This window comes from Agrobacterium sp. 22-209-1, assembly GCF_053522485.1.
This window is the reverse complement of the sequence record NZ_JBNWCH010000005.1, coordinates 114711-132652: the sequence shown is the minus strand read 5'-3', so window position 1 is coordinate 132652 and position 17942 is coordinate 114711. Positions and strand designations below refer to the sequence as shown.

The 17942-nt window shown below is 58.2% G+C and carries 15 protein-coding genes; 6 read left to right on the top strand and 9 right to left on the bottom strand.

Annotation, left to right across the window (positions count from 1 at the left end; translation table 11 throughout):
• Positions 1-66: 66 nt before the first annotated feature.
• The gene (locus ACQZ48_RS13650; RefSeq protein ID WP_003505223.1) at positions 67-636 is read right to left on the bottom strand and encodes a CarD family transcriptional regulator; all 570 of its coding nucleotides are present in this window, start codon (positions 634-636) and stop codon (positions 67-69) included.
• A 540-nt stretch (positions 637-1176) separates the two neighbouring features.
• Here ACQZ48_RS13650 and ACQZ48_RS13645 point away from each other — a divergent pair.
• Together ACQZ48_RS13645 and ACQZ48_RS13640 are read left to right on the top strand one after the other, a co-directional pair.
• Positions 1177-5937, top strand: a complete 4761-nt coding sequence (locus tag ACQZ48_RS13645; RefSeq protein WP_448728899.1) for an NAD-glutamate dehydrogenase — start codon at positions 1177-1179, stop codon at positions 5935-5937.
• 104 nt (positions 5938-6041) lie between these two features.
• Positions 6042-7418 (top strand): MFS transporter, encoded by a 1377-nt coding sequence (locus ACQZ48_RS13640; protein WP_142912918.1) that lies wholly within the window; start codon positions 6042-6044, stop codon positions 7416-7418.
• Between the two features lie 56 nt (positions 7419-7474).
• Here ACQZ48_RS13640 and phaR read toward each other — a convergent pair whose 3' ends face one another.
• Positions 7475-8050 carry a polyhydroxyalkanoate synthesis repressor PhaR gene (gene phaR / locus ACQZ48_RS13635; RefSeq protein WP_003520279.1) on the bottom strand — a complete coding sequence of 192 codons (576 nt, stop codon included), beginning with the start codon at positions 8048-8050 and terminating at the stop codon, positions 7475-7477.
• 243 nt (positions 8051-8293) lie between these two features.
• On the opposite strand from phaR, the gene ACQZ48_RS13630 reads away from it, so the two are divergent.
• From ACQZ48_RS13630 to bfr, 4 genes are all read left to right on the top strand, one after another.
• A complete protein-coding gene (locus ACQZ48_RS13630) occupies positions 8294-9475 on the top strand; it encodes an acetyl-CoA C-acetyltransferase (protein WP_137412333.1) in 1182 nt (393 codons plus the stop codon).
• Between the two features lie 171 nt (positions 9476-9646).
• Positions 9647-10372 (top strand): acetoacetyl-CoA reductase, encoded by a 726-nt coding sequence (gene phbB, locus ACQZ48_RS13625; protein WP_077983709.1) that lies wholly within the window; start codon positions 9647-9649, stop codon positions 10370-10372.
• A gap of 266 nt (positions 10373-10638) precedes the next feature.
• A complete protein-coding gene (locus ACQZ48_RS13620; protein ID WP_077983626.1) occupies positions 10639-10950 on the top strand; it encodes a (2Fe-2S)-binding protein in 312 nt (103 codons plus the stop codon).
• Positions 10916-11401 (top strand): bacterioferritin, encoded by a 486-nt coding sequence (gene bfr / locus ACQZ48_RS13615; protein WP_131829419.1) that lies wholly within the window; start codon positions 10916-10918, stop codon positions 11399-11401. The genes ACQZ48_RS13620 and bfr overlap by 35 nt, the downstream gene beginning before the upstream one ends.
• A 42-nt stretch (positions 11402-11443) precedes the next feature.
• Here bfr and ACQZ48_RS13610 read toward each other — a convergent pair whose 3' ends face one another.
• From ACQZ48_RS13610 to ACQZ48_RS13580, 7 genes are all read right to left on the bottom strand, one after another.
• Positions 11444-11956: an RNA pyrophosphohydrolase gene (locus tag ACQZ48_RS13610; protein ID WP_077983628.1), complete on the bottom strand. Its 513-nt coding sequence runs from the start codon at positions 11954-11956 to the stop codon at positions 11444-11446.
• A 46-nt stretch (positions 11957-12002) separates the two neighbouring features.
• The gene (locus tag ACQZ48_RS13605; RefSeq protein ID WP_448728898.1) at positions 12003-13202 is read right to left on the bottom strand and encodes a divergent polysaccharide deacetylase family protein; all 1200 of its coding nucleotides are present in this window, start codon (positions 13200-13202) and stop codon (positions 12003-12005) included.
• A 58-nt stretch (positions 13203-13260) separates the two neighbouring features.
• The gene (locus ACQZ48_RS13600; protein WP_077983630.1) at positions 13261-14589 is read right to left on the bottom strand and encodes a S41 family peptidase; all 1329 of its coding nucleotides are present in this window, start codon (positions 14587-14589) and stop codon (positions 13261-13263) included.
• The gene (locus ACQZ48_RS13595; RefSeq protein ID WP_191217184.1) at positions 14579-15976 is read right to left on the bottom strand and encodes a murein hydrolase activator EnvC family protein; all 1398 of its coding nucleotides are present in this window, start codon (positions 15974-15976) and stop codon (positions 14579-14581) included. The genes ACQZ48_RS13600 and ACQZ48_RS13595 overlap by 11 nt, the downstream gene beginning before the upstream one ends.
• A gap of 159 nt (positions 15977-16135) precedes the next feature.
• Positions 16136-16618: a 23S rRNA (pseudouridine(1915)-N(3))-methyltransferase RlmH gene (rlmH, locus tag ACQZ48_RS13590; protein ID WP_077983632.1), complete on the bottom strand. Its 483-nt coding sequence runs from the start codon at positions 16616-16618 to the stop codon at positions 16136-16138.
• Positions 16619-16777: 159 nt separating this feature from the next.
• On the bottom strand, positions 16778-17221 hold the full coding sequence (rsfS, locus tag ACQZ48_RS13585) for a ribosome silencing factor (protein WP_035236703.1): 444 nt from the start codon (positions 17219-17221) through the stop codon (positions 16778-16780).
• Positions 17222-17334: 113 nt separating this feature from the next.
• The gene (locus ACQZ48_RS13580; RefSeq protein WP_448728919.1) at positions 17335-17919 is read right to left on the bottom strand and encodes a nicotinate-nucleotide adenylyltransferase; all 585 of its coding nucleotides are present in this window, start codon (positions 17917-17919) and stop codon (positions 17335-17337) included.
• Between the last annotated feature and the right edge of the window lie 23 nt (positions 17920-17942).

The following is a 17942-nucleotide window of genomic DNA, read 5'->3' as shown; positions in this document are numbered from 1 at the left end:
GACCACAACCGGGCAACAAAAAACCCGCCATCAAGGCGGGTTTTTTTAGAGGGAAAAAGCCGGTTATTAAGCGGCTTCGTCCTGAGAATCGTCCTCTTCTACGGTCTTGCCGCGCTTGGGGCCCTTGGCAAGGTTGACTTCCACCAGGCGAACAGCCTCGGTTTCAGACATCTTGTTGACGGCGGCGATTTCGCGCGCCATGCGGTCGAGAGCAGCTTCATAAAGCTGACGCTCGGAATAGGACTGCTCCGGCTGGTTTTCCGCACGGTAGAGATCGCGCACGACTTCCGCAATCGCGATGAGATCGCCGGAATTGATCTTTGCATCATATTCCTGCGCGCGGCGCGACCACATGGTACGCTTCACACGCGCCTTGCCCTGCACCACTTTCAGCGCCCGCTCGACAAAATCGCCTTCGGAAAGCTTGCGCATGCCGATGCTGACGGCTTTGGCGACAGGAACTTTAAGACGCATCTTGTCTTTTTCGAAATCAATGACAAAAAGCTCAAGCTTCATGCCGGCGACTTCTTGTTCCTCGATGGCAGAAATGGTACCGACACCATGAGCGGGATACACAATCGCTTCACCGGTCTTGAAACCGTGATGTGCTGGAGATTTCTTCTGCTGGGTCGTCATTCGTTCTAAAAACTCCCTGTTACATACCCGGGGATGCCGGGGTTGGGTCGGTCAGGCCCTGATGAGACGGGGGAACCGTCAGGTGACTCCGCACTGGTCCAGCCGTGCACGCAAAAACACACCTTCCCGTCTTGCGGGGTTCGATAACGTAAACGCTCGATATGTCACGGAAACCGCGTGCAAAAGAGGTGTTGCTTTCGTGGTGTTTTTGGGCACACAAATGCCACGCTGTGGATCAGTGTCGTTGGTGTACCACAAAAATAGGTGCAAATCAATAATTTGCTTCAACCGTGGCCGCAACATCACATGGCGGCCCGAGAACCGCCTAAAAATTAGCCGCAAAATACTGTCGTCTGCTTCTAAACCGAGCCTTACGACAAAAGAAGCAAAAAAATTTCACTTACCGGGTGAAGAAACACGATAGCCTCTTAAACTCTTCGTAATTCCACGCCAATATCCGATTCGACTGAAAAGGCAAAATCCGCAAATTGGCGATGCTTTTTTATATTAAAGTGTGATTTTTGGAGGAATCCACGTCAAATGGGCTACAGAAACAATCCAAAACGCGAAAAACAGATCGAAAAAGCGCGCCAGCAGGCAATTGCCGAAAATGTCCAATTTCTTGATCCGGGTATTCTTTATGGAAGGGCAAGTACCGACGATATAGAATATTATTCCGCAGAGATGCTGGCTGCGAGCGCCGCTCACAGTTTCGAGGCGCTTTCACACTGGACCGGAGACGCTCCTCATATCAGCATTTCCCAGGTGGAGGGCGTTTCACCGCGGGATATTCCGGTAACGGTCCTGACCATTATCGGCCGCAATATGCCTTTCCTGTACGATTCTGTCATGGGCGAGGTCACCAGCACCTATCGCGGTCTTTACCTCGCGGTGCACCCGATCCTGGTGCGCGACGAAAGCGCGCAGGCCGGCTATCGTCTTGCGGAACCCGAGGATGATCCCGCTGAAAACGTCAGCCTCATCCAGCTGCATATCGCCCCACTCACACCGCAGGCCGTAGCGGCGCTGGAAGAAAGGCTGCGTTTCGTGCTGACGCAAGTCCAGTTTGCCTATCGCGACTGGCGGCCGATGCTGGCGAAACTCGATGAGGCGCTGGATGAATTGTCCAAGCGCGGTTCGTCACGGCGCAAGACCGAGCGTGCGGAAGCCGTCGAGTTCCTCAACTGGCTTCGCAACGACAATTTCACCTTTCTCGGCATGCGTGACTACACTTATTCCGGCAAGGGAAAGAACGCGAAGATCGAGCGCGGTGACGGCATCGGTCTCGGCAGCCTCAGCGATCCGGATGTACGCGTGCTGCGCCTCGGCAAGAACGCCGTGACGACGACGCCAGAAATCCTCGCCTTCCTCGACGGCCCGGATTTCCTCATCGTCACCAAGGCCAACGTGAAGTCCATCGTGCATCGTCGCGCCTATATGGACTATATCGGCATCAAGCGCTTCGACGAGGACGGCAATGTCATCGGCGAACTGCGCATCGTCGGCCTCTTCACCGCCACCGCCTATACGCGCTCGGTCAAGCAGATACCGCTGCTGCGCGCCAAGGTCGCGGAAGTCGAGCGGCATTTCGGCTTCGACCCGAACAGCCACTCCGGCCGCATCCTGCAGAATACGCTCGAGGCCTATCCGCGTGACGATCTCTTCCAGATCGAGACCGATCTTCTGATCCGCTTCGTCGAGCAGATCATGGAACTGAGCGACCGGCCGCGCGTGCGCGTGCTTGCGCGTATCGACCGTTTCGACCGTTTCGTTTCCGCCATCATCTTCGTTCCGCGCGAGGAGTATAATTCCTATGTACGCGAGAAGATCGGGGACTATCTGAGCAGGGTCTATGACGGGCATATTTCCGCCTATTACCCCGCCTTCCCTGAAGGCGCCGTCGCCCGCGTCCACTTCATCGTAGGCCGCACGGAAGGCAAGACGCCGCGCATCGCCCAGGACAAGCTCGAAGACGCCGTCAGCGACATTGCGGCGCGCTGGATAGACCATTTCGTCGCCCTCTCCGAGCCGGGCGCACCGGTGCTGGAGGTCGATCAGGCCTATCAGGAAGCCTACACGCCGGAAGAAGCGATCGGTGACATGCCGGATATTCTGGGCGCCGCAAAGGGCGAACCGGTCCGCATCGAATTTTACCAGCAAGAAGGTCAATCGGCGGAAACGCTGTCGCTGAAGATTTTCCACCGCGACGGCCATCTGCCGCTTTCGCGCCGCGTGCCTTTGCTCGAAAATCTCGGTTTCAACGTCATCAGTGAGCGCACCTTCGATATCGGCGTTGTTTCGGACGGCAAAAAGCGTGACATCGTGCTGCACGACATGGAACTGTCCGTCGCCAAGGGGACGACGCTCGATCTGGTGCATTATGGAGAGAAACTCGAAGAAGCGTTCCTAGCCGCCTTCTCCGGCAAGGTCGACAATGACAACTTCAACCGCCTGATCCTCGCCTGCGGCCTGACCGTGCGCGAAGTCTCCGTGCTGCGCGCCTATGCGCGCTATCTCCGCCAGACCGGCATCGTCTATTCACAGGAGCATATTTCCGAAACGCTCTATAAGTATCCGGCGATTTCCCGCAATATTTTCGCGCTGTTCAAGGCCGGCTTCGATCCGTCCGTCGACGAAAAGAAGCGGCTGAAGAAACTCGCCGAAATACACAAGGCAATCGAAGCGGCGTTGAGCGGCGTTCCCAATCTCGATGAGGACCGCACGCTCAGGCGTTACGTCAACGCCATCGATGCGACGCTGCGCACCAATTACTTCCAGAAAAATGCCGATGGCACGCCGCGTGACCTGTTGGCATTCAAGTTCGATCCCAAGCATCTGGACGGCCTGCCCGACCCACGGCCTTTCCGCGAAATCTTCGTCTACGGAACAGAAGTCGAAGGCGTGCATCTGCGTTTCGGCAAGGTCGCGCGCGGCGGTCTGCGCTGGTCGGATCGCGGTCAGGATTACCGCACGGAAGTGCTCGGCCTCGTCAAGGCGCAACAGGTCAAGAATGCGGTGATCGTTCCGGTCGGCGCCAAGGGCGGCTTCTTCCCGAAGAACCTGCCGGCCGGCGGCTCCCGCGACGAAGTCTTCAATGCCGGCCGCGAGGCCTACAAGACCTATATCCGCACCCTGCTGTCCATCACCGACAATATCGTCGACGACGCCATCGTGCCGCCAGCCGACACGTTGCGGCTCGACGGTGACGACCCCTATTTCGTCGTTGCCGCCGACAAGGGAACGGCGACCTTCTCCGATACGGCGAACGGTCTTGCCCATGAAGCCGGTTTCTGGCTGGACGATGCCTTCGCATCGGGTGGTTCCGCCGGTTATGACCACAAGAAGATGGGCATCACCGCCCGCGGCGCATGGGAAACGGTAAAACGCCATTTCCGTGAAATGGATACCGATATCCAGACCACACCATTCACCGTGGCCGGTGTGGGCGACATGTCCGGCGACGTTTTCGGCAACGGCATGCTTCTGTCGGAAAAGATCAGGCTGATCGCGGCCTTCGATCACCGCGATATCTTCATCGATCCCGACCCGGATACCGACAGATCCTTTACTGAGCGCAAGCGGCTTTTCGAACTGCCGCGTTCCAGCTGGCAGGATTATGACCGTTCGGCCCTCTCGGCCGGCGCGATGATCATCTCGCGAGCCGAAAAATCGGTGACACTGACGCCGGAAGCCGTGGCCGCCATCGGCCTCGACAAATCAGTCGCCACACCCTTCGAGATCATGACCGCCATTCTGAAAGCGCCAACCGATCTTCTGTGGTTTGGCGGCATCGGCACCTACATCAAGGCGGCGGTGGAAACCAATGCCGAGGTGGGTGACAGGGCGAACGACCCCATCCGCGTCAACGCAACTGAGCTGCGCGCCAAGGTCATAGGAGAAGGCGCCAATCTCGGCATCACCCAGAAGGGGCGCATCGCCTATGCGCTTTCGGGCGGGCGATGCAATTCCGACGCGATCGACAATTCGGCCGGCGTGAACTCCTCAGACGTCGAGGTCAACATCAAGATCGCGCTTGCCTCCGCCGTTAACAGCGGTCGCCTGACGATGCCGAAACGCAACCAGCTTCTCGCTTCCATGACGCCGGAGGTGGCGCAGCTGGTGCTGCGCAACAACTACCTGCAATCGCTCGCGATTTCGCTGACGGAGCGGCTGGGGCTCGCCAACCGCGAAGAACTCGGCCGCCTGATGAGCGCGCTGGAGGCGACCGGACAACTGAACCGCAAGGTCGAGACCCTGCCGGACAATGCCGAATTCAGCGAAAGATACGCCACCGGCAAACCGCTGACCCGGCCGGAAATTGGCGTGCTCCTCTCCTATGCCAAGCTCACTTTGTTCGATGCATTGGTGGCAAGCCCGCTTCCGGACGAACCCTATCTCCAGCATCTGCTGGTCGATTATTTCCCGGCCAAGATGCAGAAGAATTATGCGGACGACATCAAGGCGCATCGTCTGCACCGCGAAATCGTTGCGACCGCGCTCGCCAATGCCGTCGTCAATCGCGGCGGCCCGGGCTTTGTGCAGAAACTTGCCGATGCGAGCGGCCTTCTGGCGGCCGACGTCGTCAAGGCGGCAGTGATCGTCGAGGATGGTTTCGGTCTCAAACGCCTGTGGAGCGAAGTGGACGCGCTGGACGGCAAGGTCGGAGGGGAAGTCCAGAACGGGCTTTATGCCATGATCACGCGCATTTTCTCCGACGCAAGCAGGCTTTACCTGCAAACCGGGAGCGCAGGTGCGGCCGCGGGTGACATGGCGACCGAAATCGAGCGACTGAAAACCGCAATCAAGACGTTGTCGCCGGCAGCGGCGAAGTATCGCCGCGAACTTGGCGTGACGGAAATCGATGGCGTTCCTTCCGGTCTTCTGGAGGAACTCGATACGCTTTCCCTGCTCGTCTATGTGCCAGAGATCATGCGCATCGCCGAAAGCGCTGGCACAACGCTCGCCCGCGCTGCCGAAAGCTATGCCACCGTCTCCTCGACCTTCCGTGTCGCGCGCCTCTTGGATGCAAGTCAGCGCATCACCCCGGCGGATCATTATGAGAGCCTGGCTCTCCTGCGCAGCCAGGACCAGATTTCCTCGTCGCGACGCCGGATTGTTATCTCCGCACTAACAGAATATGCCAAGGAGAAGGATCCGGTCCAGGCCTGGTATGCGGCGGACCGCGTGCGGGTCAACCGCATCGTCTCCGAACTCGGCGCACTCAGCGACAGCGGTGATACCAACCTTGCCCGTCTGACGGTCGCGGCCGGGCTGCTTGGCGATATCGTTCAGGCACGCTGATCGGCAGCCTCAAAAACGCCATCCGGGTCCCCCCGGGTGGCCCCAGACAAGGCGGATGCGCCTGCATCACACATTTTATTCCTGATTTTCCGATAGGACGATGAATGACTGTCCCTTCCCCAAATGCGGAAACAGCGGTTGCCAAACGCGGCATCTGGGGCTGGGTGATGTTTGACTGGGCGGCGCAGCCGTTTTTCACGGTCGTCACGACCTTCGTTTTCGGGCCTTATTTCGTCGCGCGGCTCACCGACGATCCGATTTCGGCGCAGGCGACATGGAGCAACATGGCGACGGTGTCGTCGATCATCATCGCCCTCTTCTCCCCCATTCTCGGCTCCATCGCCGACCAGTCCGGCGCACGCAAGCCCTGGATCGCCTTTTTTGCCGTCATCAAGATTGTCAGTCTCTTTTTCCTCTGGTTTGCCGCGCCCGGTTCGCCGCTCATCCTTCCAATCGTCTGCATGATCCTCGCTTCCATCGCAGCGGAATTTTCCATCGTCTTCAACGATTCCATGATGCCGCGCCTGACCAACCCGCAAAATGTCGGGCGCATTTCCAATCTCGCCTGGGGACTTGGTTATCTCGGCGGTATGGTGGTGCTGATTGCCGTGGTGACGCTTCTCGCCGCCAATCCACAGACCGGCGTGACAATCGCCGGTATCAAGCCCCTTTTCGGCCTCGATCCTGCAACCGGCGAGGACGCCAGAATAACCGGCCCGCTCGCCGCACTCTGGTATCTCATTTTCATTCTACCGATGTTTCTTCTCACTCCCGATGCTGAAAAAGGTCTGCCCTTTGCCGCCGCAATCCGCTCGGGATTGGGGGAACTGAAGATCACGCTGCGCGAACTGCGATACCGCCCGATGCTGTTGCGGTTTTTGATTGCGCGCATGCTCTATCAGGATGGCGTAAATGGCGTTCTTATTCTGGGCGGGGCCTTCGCCGCCGGCATGTTCGGCTGGGCGACGATGGAAATCGGCCTCTTCGGCATCCTGCTCAATGTCGTCGCCATCGCCGGCTGCTTTGCCGCCGGACGTGTCGACCAGAAACTCGGGTCGCGCATCACCATCCTCATCAGCCTCGTGCTCCTGTTGCTGGCCACGCTCGGAATCGTCTCGACGGAAAAGGGCTCGACGCTGTTTGGCTGGATACAATTATCCTCGGCGGACAATGGCGGCATCTTCGCGACAGGCGCGGAAAAGGCCTATCTGCTCTATGGCGTTTTGATCGGCCTCGCCTTCGGCCCCGTCCAGGCATCGTCCCGCTCTTATCTCGCCCGAAATATCACCGTGGCAGAAGCGGGCCGTTATTTCGGCATCTACGCGCTTTCCGGACGCGCCACCAGTTTCATGGCGACACTGTCATTTTCCATAGCAACCTACATAAGCGGCTCCGCCCATATCGGCATGGCCACGCTCATCGTATTTCTGGGGGCAGGTTTCCTGCTCCTGTTGCGCGTACCGGAAAGAACGGCAGGCTAAGAGCCAGAAGCAAAAGCCGATGCGGTTTGCTGAAACCGGTCATCGGCCCGACAGGATCAAAGCTGATCGAGCTTTTGCTGCAATGCGCGCAACTGCGCCTTCAACTCATCGATTTCGGATGCATTCGGCTTGCGGGTTTCCTTGGGCGCCTGCGGCATTGCGAAAGGTGTGAAACCCTGCATCGCCTGCCGGAACAGTTCCGTATTGCGGCGGATCTGCTCTTCCATCATTTGCAGCGGCGCCTGAAAATTGCGGGCAAGCGAACCATCGCCGAAAGCCTTGGCCATATGCTCCTGCATCTGGCTCTGCTGATCGGAGAAGGTCTTCATAGAATGTTCGAGAAATGTCGGCACGACCATCTGCATCTGGTCGCCGTAATAGGAGATCAATTGCCGCAGAAACGCCGTCGGCAGCAAGGTATTGCCGGTTTTGGCTTCCTGTTCGACGATGATCTGCGTCAGCACCGCATGCGTGATGTCTTCGGACGACTTGGCATCCTGAACCTTGAAGTCCTCGCCGCGCTTGACCATCTGCGCCAGATCATCGAGCGTCACATAGGTGCTGGTGCCGGTATTGTAGAGCCGCCGGTTGGCGTATTTTTTAATGATTGTTTCGCCGTCGTGTTTCGCCATGCCCGCCTCCTCGCGATGATGGTATTTTCTTGTTTTTTGGTGTTATTGCTCTTCCCAGCGCAAAGTGTATGCGCAAAACGAGCCCTCTGACAAATGTTTTGTGCATCGCAACAGTTTGTTTTTTGCGCAGCAATTTTCCGCAAGATTTCGGCGTGATTTAGCAACATCTTTTAAAGCAACTTTCGCCATTTGACTTGTATTGAAAGCTTTGCCAGTCTCCGCCCGCAAGTGAGGAGAAAACTGATGACCCTGCCTTCAATCGTGATTGCCAGCGCCGCGCGCACAGCCGTCGGCTCCTTCAATGGCCACTTCGCCAATACGCCAGCCCATGAGCTCGGGGCGTCCGTCATCAGCGCCGTGCTGGAGCGCGCCGGTGTCGCGGCAAACGAAATCGATGAAGTCATTCTCGGTCAGGTCCTGACGGCGGGCGAGGGGCAGAACCCGGCGCGGCAGGCTGCCATGAAGGCCGGCATACCACAGGAAGCGACCGCCTTCGGCCTCAATCAGCTTTGCGGCTCCGGTCTGCGCGCCGTGGCCCTCGGCATGCAGCAGATCGTCACCGGCGACGCGAACATCGTCATTGCCGGCGGCCAGGAATCCATGTCCATGGCGCCCCATTGCGCGCACTTGCGCGGCGGCGTGAAGATGGGCGATTTCAAGATGATCGACACCATGCTGAAAGATGGCCTCACCGACGCCTTTTACGGTTATCACATGGGCATCACCGCCGAAAACATCGCCCGCCAATGGCAGCTTTCCCGTGATGAGCAGGACCAGTTCGCAGTCGCATCGCAAAACAAGGCCGAAGCCGCGCAAAGCGCCGGCCGTTTTGCAGAGGAGATCGTGGCTTTCACGGTGAAGGGCCGTAAAGCCGATATCGTCATCGATACGGATGAGCATATCCGCGCTGGAGCTTCGCTGGAAACCATGGCCAAGCTGCGCCCCGCCTTCGACAAGGAAGGTACGGTCACGGCCGGCAACGCCTCCGGTCTGAACGATGGCGCAGCCGCTACACTTCTGATGTCGGAACAGGAAGCGGCAAAGCGTGGCATCAAGCCGCTGGCGCGTATTGCCTCCTGGGCGACGGCCGGTGTCGATCCGCAGATCATGGGCACCGGCCCCATCCCTGCGTCGCGCAAAGCGCTGGCCAAGGCCGGTTGGTCGATCAACGATATCGGCCTTGTCGAAGCCAACGAGGCCTTTGCCGCCCAATCCTGCGCGGTCGTGCGCGAACTGGGCCTTAACCCTGACATCGTCAACGTCAATGGCGGAGCGATTGCCATCGGCCATCCGATCGGCGCTTCGGGCGCGCGCGTCCTGAACACCCTGATTTTCGAAATGCGCCGCCGCAACGTGTCGAAGGGTCTCGCAACGCTCTGCATCGGCGGCGGCATGGGTGTCGCCATGTGCATCGAGGCACTCTGAAAACCCTTGCACGGCTTGCCAAAAAGCAATTCCGGTTCAGCGCGCAATAGGGTAGAAGCGGCCTCCCATTGGCCGCATTTCTGTGGCCGGTGAGCACGACGACAAGTTCTGCAAGATATGGAAGCATCCTCGCATATGCAGGCGCTTCAGTGACAGGTCATGGAGGCCGATATGAGCCGGGTTGCTTTGATTTCCGGCGGGACGAGCGGCATAGGTGCTGCAATCGCCCGCGCCCTGCAGGCAGCCGGTTACCGCGTGGCGGTCAACTATGCCTTCACAACGGACAGGGCCGAAGCATTCCAGAAAGAAACCGGCATTCCTGCATTTCAGTGGGACGTTCGCGATTACGACGCTTGCGTCGATGGCATAACGAAGGTGGAGGAAACCTTCGGTCCCGTCGAGGTGCTCGTCAACAATGCCGGCATCACCCGCGATGCGATGTTCCATAAAATGTCGCCGCAGCAATGGCGCGAGGTGATCGACACCAACCTCACCGGTGTGTTCAACATGACCCACCCCGTATGGCCGGGCATGCGCGACCGCGGCTTCGGCCGCATCGTCAACATCTCCTCCATCAATGGCCAGAAAGGTCAGGCGGGACAGGCCAATTATTCCGCCTCCAAAGCGGGCGACATCGGCTTCACCAAGGCGCTCGCCCAGGAAGGCGCCAGCCGTAACATCACCGTCAACGCCATCTGCCCCGGCTATATCGGCACGGAGATGGTAAGAGCGATACCGGAAAAGGTTCTGGCTGAGCGGATCGTGCCGCAAATTCCCGTTGGACGGTTGGGTGAACCGGAAGAAATCGCGCGCTGCGTTCTGTTTCTGGTGTCGGACGAAGCGGGCTTCATCACCGGCTCCACCATGACCGCCAATGGCGGGCAATATTTCGCCTGAGATCAGCTGCCCTTCCCTCTAATGGCAGTTCAGTCAGTAAACTTTTCGTGATAATAATGCTGCTCGATCTGCCACGCACAAAAACTTGACCAGGAAATACTGGAAAGTATAAATCGCTAAACTAATGAAAATACGATAGTTTTCGTTTAGTTTAGAATGAGTCTAGAAATGTAGCATCGATTCAAAAATAGGTTTTTCTTGACAGTGGGTTTCCTGTTTTGGTTTAAGAACGAAAACAACGTGTTGCGTCATACAGGCAGTCCATCATGCTGGTTTGCAGCTGCAATTACATTACCGATCACGATATCCGGGACGTCATCAACGAGCTCCTCGATGAGGACTGTTGGCAATTGATCGTTCCTGCAAAAGTGTATCACGCCATGGAAAAACGCGGTCGCTGCTGCGGCTGTTTTCCAACCGTTGTTGACCTGATCATCAAGACCACTGAAGAATATCACGCCCGCCGCCACTCGACTGAGGCCGATGTTTTTGATTTTATGTCCCGCCTGAAGAGATTCCATGAAGACAACAGGAGAGCGGACATTGAAAGGCGACAAAAAAGTCATCGAGCGGCTTAACGAGGCCCTTTTCCTCGAACTCGGTGCGGTGAACCAATATTGGCTGCACTACCGGCTGCTGAACGACTGGGGCTACACCAAGCTCGCAAAGAAGGAGCGTGCCGAATCCATCGAAGAGATGCAGCACGCTGACAAGATCATTGATCGTATCATCTTCCTCGAAGGTCATCCCAACCTTCAGACGCTGGCGCCGCTGCGGATTGGCCAGAATGTGAAGGAAGTGCTTGAAGCCGATCTGGCTGGCGAATACGACGCCCGGACCTCCTACAAGAAATCGCGTGACATCTGTTCCGAGGCCGGAGACTATGTCTCCATGAAGCTGTTTGAGGCCCTGCTGATCGACGAGGAAGGCCATATCGACTTTCTCGAAACCCAGCTCGAACTGCTCGGCAAGATCGGCGAGGAAAAATACGGCCAGCTCAACGCCGATTCCGCCAACGAAGCAGAATAAGCACTGGCGACAAAACAGAAAAGGCGGCCAAGGCCGCCTTTTTTATTTGCCCGAAAGGTGCTGGAACTCCGCCACAACCTGTTCGTATACCGCACGCTTGAACGGTACGATGAGTTCCGGCAGGCTTTCCATCGGCTTCCAGGCCCATGCGTCGAATTCAGCCGTATGTCCGGTCGGCGGCGGATCGATCTGGATCTCGCTTTCGTCGCCTTCGAAACGGAACGCAAACCAGCGCTGCGCTTGCCCGCGATATTTGCCCCTGAGACCGATACCGATCAGTTCGGGTGGCAGGTCATAGTGAATCCAGTCGCTCGCCTCCGCAAGCAGGCTCACCGTTTTCATGCCTGTTTCTTCGTAGAGTTCACGAATCGCGGCCGTCAACGGCCGCTCACCATCATCGATGCCGCCCTGCGGCATTTGCCACAGATGCGGTGAGCCGTCATATTCAGAATTGCCTTCCTTGATGCGCCTGCCGGCCCAGACAAGGCCCTCGGCGTTCAGAACCATAATTCCCGCACAGGGACGGTAAGGCAAATCTTCTGCTTTGATTGTCATGGGAAACCCGCACTGTCTGAGCGCCAGAAATGGCCGCACGCAAGGTTTACTGTCCTGCCTGCCCGGAAACAAGCGCAGAAACACCGACAATCTCGATGCCGCGCCCGCCAGCCTCACGCGACCATTTGGAGATCGCCGCAACGCTTTCATCAAAAGCCGAAGCTACGCCGATCGCCTGGCCGTTACGCCGTGCAATTCGCTCCAGTTCATCCAGCTTGCGTAGAATGGCAGCTTCGGTGACTTCGCCATCAAGCAGAATATCGGCAAAACCCTGTGGGGCGGAAATCGCCTTGGCAATACCGCCACTCAGCGATTGCGCTGAAGAGCCATCATCCAGAAACAGCAGGCCACGCTTGCCAATGTCGCGCATGACAGGCTCCAGCGCCGCCTGCTCGGCAAGGAAACGCCCGCCGAGATAATTCATGACGCCGGTGTAATTGGTGATCTTCGCCATGGAGCGATGCAGCCGGTCGATGTTGACCTTGGCGGGATCACCCGCCAGCAGCGTGTCAGGGCCGGGATTGGTGCCTGGATAACCGAAAGGCTCAAGCGGTATCTGCAGAAGGATTTCATGCCCCTGTCGGCGCGCTTCCTGCATCCAACGCTGCAAGCTGTTGCCGCTGGCGGCAAAGCCGAGCGTCACCTCCGGCGGCAGCTCGCGGATCGCTTTTTGCGACCCCGTCTGGCTGAGACCGAGCCCGCCGACCACAATCGCCACCCGGGTGCCGCGTGCGCCAGACCAAGGCCGTGCATATTGCTCCATCGGCCGCAAACCGTCCGCGCCGATGACCGGTAATTTTCCGAATGCGGTTTCTTCCAGCAGTTCCTCATTGGGTCGCATCGCCATGCGCGGATCCTGGCCATAGGTTTGGCCGCTCATCAGCACCGGCCCTTCCCCCTCACGCGAGCGGGGAGAGTAAACCGATACGACATTGCCATCAGGCATCGTCTCGCGACTGATCTTGGCGCCCGAGCGACCGCCTTGCGGCTGGAGACCGGCGGCATCGCCGGGAGCCATTACATCGGCCGGTGCGATTTCAGGTTTTTTTTCGGCAAGCTGACGCTGTGCCTCCGGGCCGCTCGCCGTCTTCTGCAAATTGCCGGGCGAAAGCGCCGTATAGACGGACAAGCCGCCGACTGAGGAAACCGCAAGCACCGACAAAGCCACAATGACGGAAAAGCGCCGGTTGATACCGACGCTTTTTTTCTGACGGCCCAGAAGCGGTTTTCGCAGGTCCGAAGGCAATGAACGATCCGTCCAAACGGTTGGGCAAGACAATGCGCCGGCTGACCGGCGAACTATCTTACTGCTTGTTGACCACAGCCTTTTCCGGATTTGGCGGGAAAGACGGATCCGTCTTCGTGCCGCGCAACAGGTCCAGAGCATAGTTGAGCTGGATGTCGTCCTTGGCTTCCGGCGGCACGTAAGCGGAGGAACCCGAACCTTCATCGGTTTCGCTCTGTCCCTTGATGTGGCCTGAAAGACCGGATTCACCTTCGGTGGTCACCTTGCCCTGCAGCTCAGGCGGCAATGGCTGCTCCACCTTGATGTCAGGCTCAATGCCCGTACCCTGGATCGATTTACCCGACGGCGTGTAATAAAGCGCCGTGGTCAGGCGCAGCGCACCTGCCTCGCCGAGCGGAATGATCGTCTGAACCGAGCCCTTACCGAAGGAGCGCGTACCGACCACGGTTGCGCGACGCAAATCCTGCAGCGCACCCGCGACGATTTCCGAAGCCGAAGCCGAACCGCCGTTGACGAGCACGATTACCGGCTTGCCATCGGTCAGATCGCCTGCTGTCGCATTGAAGCGACGCGTCTCATCGGGATTACGGCCACGGGTCGAAACGACTTCGCCGCGCTCGAGGAACGCATCGGAAACATTGATCGCCTGATCGAGCAGACCACCCGGGTTGAGGCGCAGGTCGAGAACATAGCCCTTCAGCTTGTCGGCCGGCACTTCAGCCTTGATCTTCTTGATCGCCTTTTCGAGGTCGTCATAGGTCTTCTCGGTAAAGGAGATGACGCGCAGATAACCGACATTGTCGCCCTCTACACGGGACTTGACGGCCCGAACGGCAATGACATCGCGCATGACGGTGAATTCGAGCGGCTTGTCGGCGCCTTGACGGATGATCGTCAGCTTGATTGGCGTCTTGACCGCGCCGCGCATCTTTTCGACCGCCTGTTCCAGCTTCAGGCCACGAACCGGCGTACCGTCGATTTCCGAAATGAAGTCGCCGGCCAGGATGCCTGCGCGGGAAGCCGGCGTATCGTCGATCGGCGTGATGACCTTGACGAGCTCGTTCTCCATGGTCACTTCGATGCCGAGGCCGCCGAATTCACCCTTGGTCTGGGTGCGCATGTCGTTGGCATCCTTGGCATTCATGAAGCTAGAATGCGGATCGAGCGAGCTCAACATGCCGTTGATTGCGTTTTCAACCAGCTTCTCGTCATCCGGCGGCGTCACATATTGTGCGCGGACGCGCTCGAACACGTCGCCAAAAATCGACAGTTCCTTATAGGTCGAAGGCCCGGCCGCCTGTGCCGGCATGCTCGCCGAATAAATCACGCTCATCGCCGTGGCGCCCATAAGCCCACCGATAAGGAGAAGCGAAACCTTACGAATCATTGTGCGCCCTTCCGGTCTTTTTTGAGGTCCACCACGGCTGAGAATCAACCGGCACACCATCTTTCCTGAACTCAATGTAGAGCGTTGGCCTGTCGGTTTCCAGCGCCAATGCTGCTGCACTTGCTACTCTTTTTGCACCCATGGAAGCGATGGGCTCTCCGGAGAACACGAACATTCCCTGCCGCGTCCTCACATTGTCCATGCCCGTCATCACCACATGATATCCGTCACCCGTATTGAGGATGATCATCCGGCCATAACTGCGAAAATCTCCGGCAAACACCACGAAGCCGTCTGCAGGCGCCGTCACGATCGCTTCCGGTCCGCTCGCGACAACAATTCCCTTGGAAAAGTGGCCCGTTCCATCCGCATCGCCGAAGCGCCGCAGCACATCGCCGGTAACCGGCAGCTCCAGCTTTCCCTTCAAACTCGCGAAGGGATATGCGGGCGCAATACGGTTTTTATCGGGCATTCCAGCCTCGGCCGCGGCCCGTTCCTTTTCGCGTTCCGCCTCCGAAAGACGGGCCAGGCGCTGCTCTTCCGCCCGCGCCTTTTCCATCGCCTCACGCACCGAGGTAATCTCGCCTTCAAGCGAACTGACCAGCCCCTCAAGACTCGTCGCCTTGCTTGCAAGCTCCTCAGATCGCTTGCGTTCCGCCTCCAGCTCCGCCGCCGTCTGGGTGTTCTTGCGATCGTTTTCGGCAATCAGCAGGTCGAGGCGTTTTTCCTCTTCCAGACTTGCCGTCATCATACCCGTAAGATCGTCCTTTTCGCGAGCGATTGCCTGCCGGACATCGGTCAATTCTTTGAGAGCGGCGACCAGCTTGTCGGTTTCACCGCGAATGCCGGGCACGACGGCGCCAAGAAGAATGGCGCTTCGCACGGACGCCAACGCATCCTCCGGCGAGACAAGAAGGGCGGGGGGCGGGTTTCGGCCCATGCGCTGCAGGGCCGCCAGAACCTCCGCCAGCACGCCGCGTCTTTCCCGAAGCGACGCCTTGACGCCGTCCTCGCGCACCGAAAGCTTGGCCAGACGATCTTCGCCGTCGCTGATCTTGGCTTCCAGCGTCTTGCGCCGGGCGGCCGATGCGATCAACTCTTCCCGGATGCGTGCGCTGTCCTGATTGAGGGAAGCGATACTTTCCTCAAGCTTCCTTGTCTTGTCTTCCGAAAGACCGATGCTGTCGACCAGTTCCTCCAGATCCTGCCGGTTCTGGTCGCGGCGCTTCTCCAACGTCTGTAGCGCATCCGGCGACGTATCGTCGCCTGCGGCCGGAACCGCGCCCGCATCGTCCCGCGAATAGGTCGGACCGATCCCCATCACGAAAGCAGCAATAACCGCGCCCGCAAGGGCAGCGTGCCGTTTTCGTTGAGGCCTGTTGTCCATGTGAACTTTCTTTGATGCCGAAGCAGAAGCGCCGATATTAGGGATTTTGCCGCGATCTTCCAAGAGGCCCTGGAAAGGCCGCCGGCAAAGCCGTGCGCTATCAGCGGTGTCGGGGAGCTTCATGTTGAAATTGAGACATTTATCCGAATCGAAATCCGATCAAACGCGATGATAAGGATGACCGGAGAGAATCGTGACGGCGCGGTAAAGCTGTTCGGCAATCAGGATACGAACGATCTGATGCGGCCATGTCAGCTTGCCGAGATTGAGAACGACCGTCGCCTTGTCGTAAAGCGCAGGATCGAGCCCGTCTGCCCCGCCGATGGCGATCACGAGGTCACGCTTGCCGCTATCGCGCAAATCGCCAAAAAACGAAGCAAAGGCGGGACTGTCCAGCGCCTTTCCGCGCTCGTCTAGCAAGACGAGGGCGGCACCGTCGGCCAGATGTTTTTCCAGCATCGCGGCTTCTTCGCGCTTGCGGGTCTCCGCATTCGATGCCCTGCTTTCCGCAACCTCGATCACCCGCGAAAACTCCAGCCCGATCGCCGGGCCGGTCTTTGCCAGACGCTCGATATAACGGGCCGCAAGATCCTTTTCGGGGCCGGATTTCAGCCGTCCCACCGCAAAAATTGAAATCCGCATCGCAAACCTGCATTCGTCGTGACCCAACAGGGTCACGCTCTTAACAGCATAGCCTGCGGATTCCTATGTGGCCGGTCTGATTTCCGGCCAGAGGCGCCGTTTCCGAAGTCAGATATGATCTTCGGCAAAAGCGATGCACTCGCTCAAAGGCTCACCGCATCAATGCAGCGTCTCTTCCGGCATGTCCGGCGTCGCCCACATTTTTTCAATGTTGTAGAAGGCGCGGATTTCCGGGCGGAACACGTGAACGATGATGTCGCCGGTATCGATCAGCACCCAGTCTCCAGTCTCGAGACCTTCGACGCGGGCGTTTCCGAACCCTTCATCCTTCATGTCCTTGAGAAGATGCTCGCAAATCGCCGAAACATGCCTGTTCGACCGCCCGGAGACCACGACCATGTAGTCCGCAAGCGCCGATTTTCCGGCAATGTTGAGAGAGACGATATCTTCAGCCTTGGAGTCCTCGAGGCTCGCGAGGACGGTTTCGAGGGCATGGCCGGCGGCATCGGCGCCACTGTCCTGGCCCTTCGGGATAGCAACAAATGCTCTTCCCTTGGCGTGTACTGTTGTCAGAGGTTTTCCTTTCCAAGAATGACAAAACAGGTACTGGCGACGCGATTCTCTGCGTCACACAATAAAGGTGGCATCAAAGCATTAACTTTTCAAGATATGGACCCATCCACACCCGGCACATACATCATTTGTGATCGAAGTCGTCATTTACGACCGTTACGCAACGCCGTGGAGCTGAGCGTGGAGCGCGGCCCATGAATGAAAACCCAGGCAGGCGCCGCTTTTTTCCACAAAACGCCGGCATCGTCCTCATCCACCCGTGCATGGCTGAAGGCCTGCGCCATGGTGGAGGAGAGATAAGAGAGCGTGGAACCCGGCCGATCGATCACGGCAATCGGAAATGTCTCGGCGATCCGCCGCCATTTCTGCCAGCGATGGAAGCTTTTCAGATTGTCTGCTCCCATGATCCAGACAAAACGGACATGCGGATTTTTCGCCTTCACCTTGGCAAGCGTATTGGCCGTATAGCTCATGCCCAGTGATTTTTCGAAAGCCGTCACCTTGATGCGTGGATCATGGACCAGCTTTTCACAGGCGGCAATGCGGTCTTGGAGGGATGCCAGTTCGGAGCGGCTTTTCAGAGGATTACCCGGAGTGACGATCCACCAGAGCTGATCAAGACCCAGCCTGCGCAATGCAATTTCCGCCACCAGCGCATGACCGGCATGCGGCGGATTGAAGGAACCGCCGAAAAGCCCAACGACCATGCCGCGCTCCACATACGGCATGGTGAGATAACGTCTGTCGAGGC

Coding starts and splice junctions, on each gene's coding strand:
- phbB (WP_077983709.1), top strand. CDS start 9,647: ATGAGCCGGGTTGCTTTGATTTCCGGCGGGACGAGCGGCATAGGTGCT.
- ACQZ48_RS13650 (WP_003505223.1), bottom strand. CDS start 636: ATGACGACCCAGCAGAAGAAATCTCCAGCACATCACGGTTTCAAGACC.
- rlmH (WP_077983632.1), bottom strand. CDS start 16,618: ATGCGGATTTCAATTTTTGCGGTGGGACGGCTGAAATCCGGCCCCGAA.
- ACQZ48_RS13630 (WP_137412333.1), top strand. CDS start 8,294: ATGACCCTGCCTTCAATCGTGATTGCCAGCGCCGCGCGCACAGCCGTC.
- ACQZ48_RS13620 (WP_077983626.1), top strand. CDS start 10,639: ATGCTGGTTTGCAGCTGCAATTACATTACCGATCACGATATCCGGGAC.
- ACQZ48_RS13610 (WP_077983628.1), bottom strand. CDS start 11,956: ATGACAATCAAAGCAGAAGATTTGCCTTACCGTCCCTGTGCGGGAATT.
- ACQZ48_RS13600 (WP_077983630.1), bottom strand. CDS start 14,589: ATGATTCGTAAGGTTTCGCTTCTCCTTATCGGTGGGCTTATGGGCGCC.
- ACQZ48_RS13595 (WP_191217184.1), bottom strand. CDS start 15,976: ATGGACAACAGGCCTCAACGAAAACGGCACGCTGCCCTTGCGGGCGCG.
- ACQZ48_RS13645 (WP_448728899.1), top strand. CDS start 1,177: ATGGGCTACAGAAACAATCCAAAACGCGAAAAACAGATCGAAAAAGCG.
- ACQZ48_RS13640 (WP_142912918.1), top strand. CDS start 6,042: ATGACTGTCCCTTCCCCAAATGCGGAAACAGCGGTTGCCAAACGCGGC.
- phaR (WP_003520279.1), bottom strand. CDS start 8,050: ATGGCGAAACACGACGGCGAAACAATCATTAAAAAATACGCCAACCGG.
- ACQZ48_RS13580 (WP_448728919.1), bottom strand. CDS start 17,919: ATGCCGTATGTGGAGCGCGGCATGGTCGTTGGGCTTTTCGGCGGTTCC.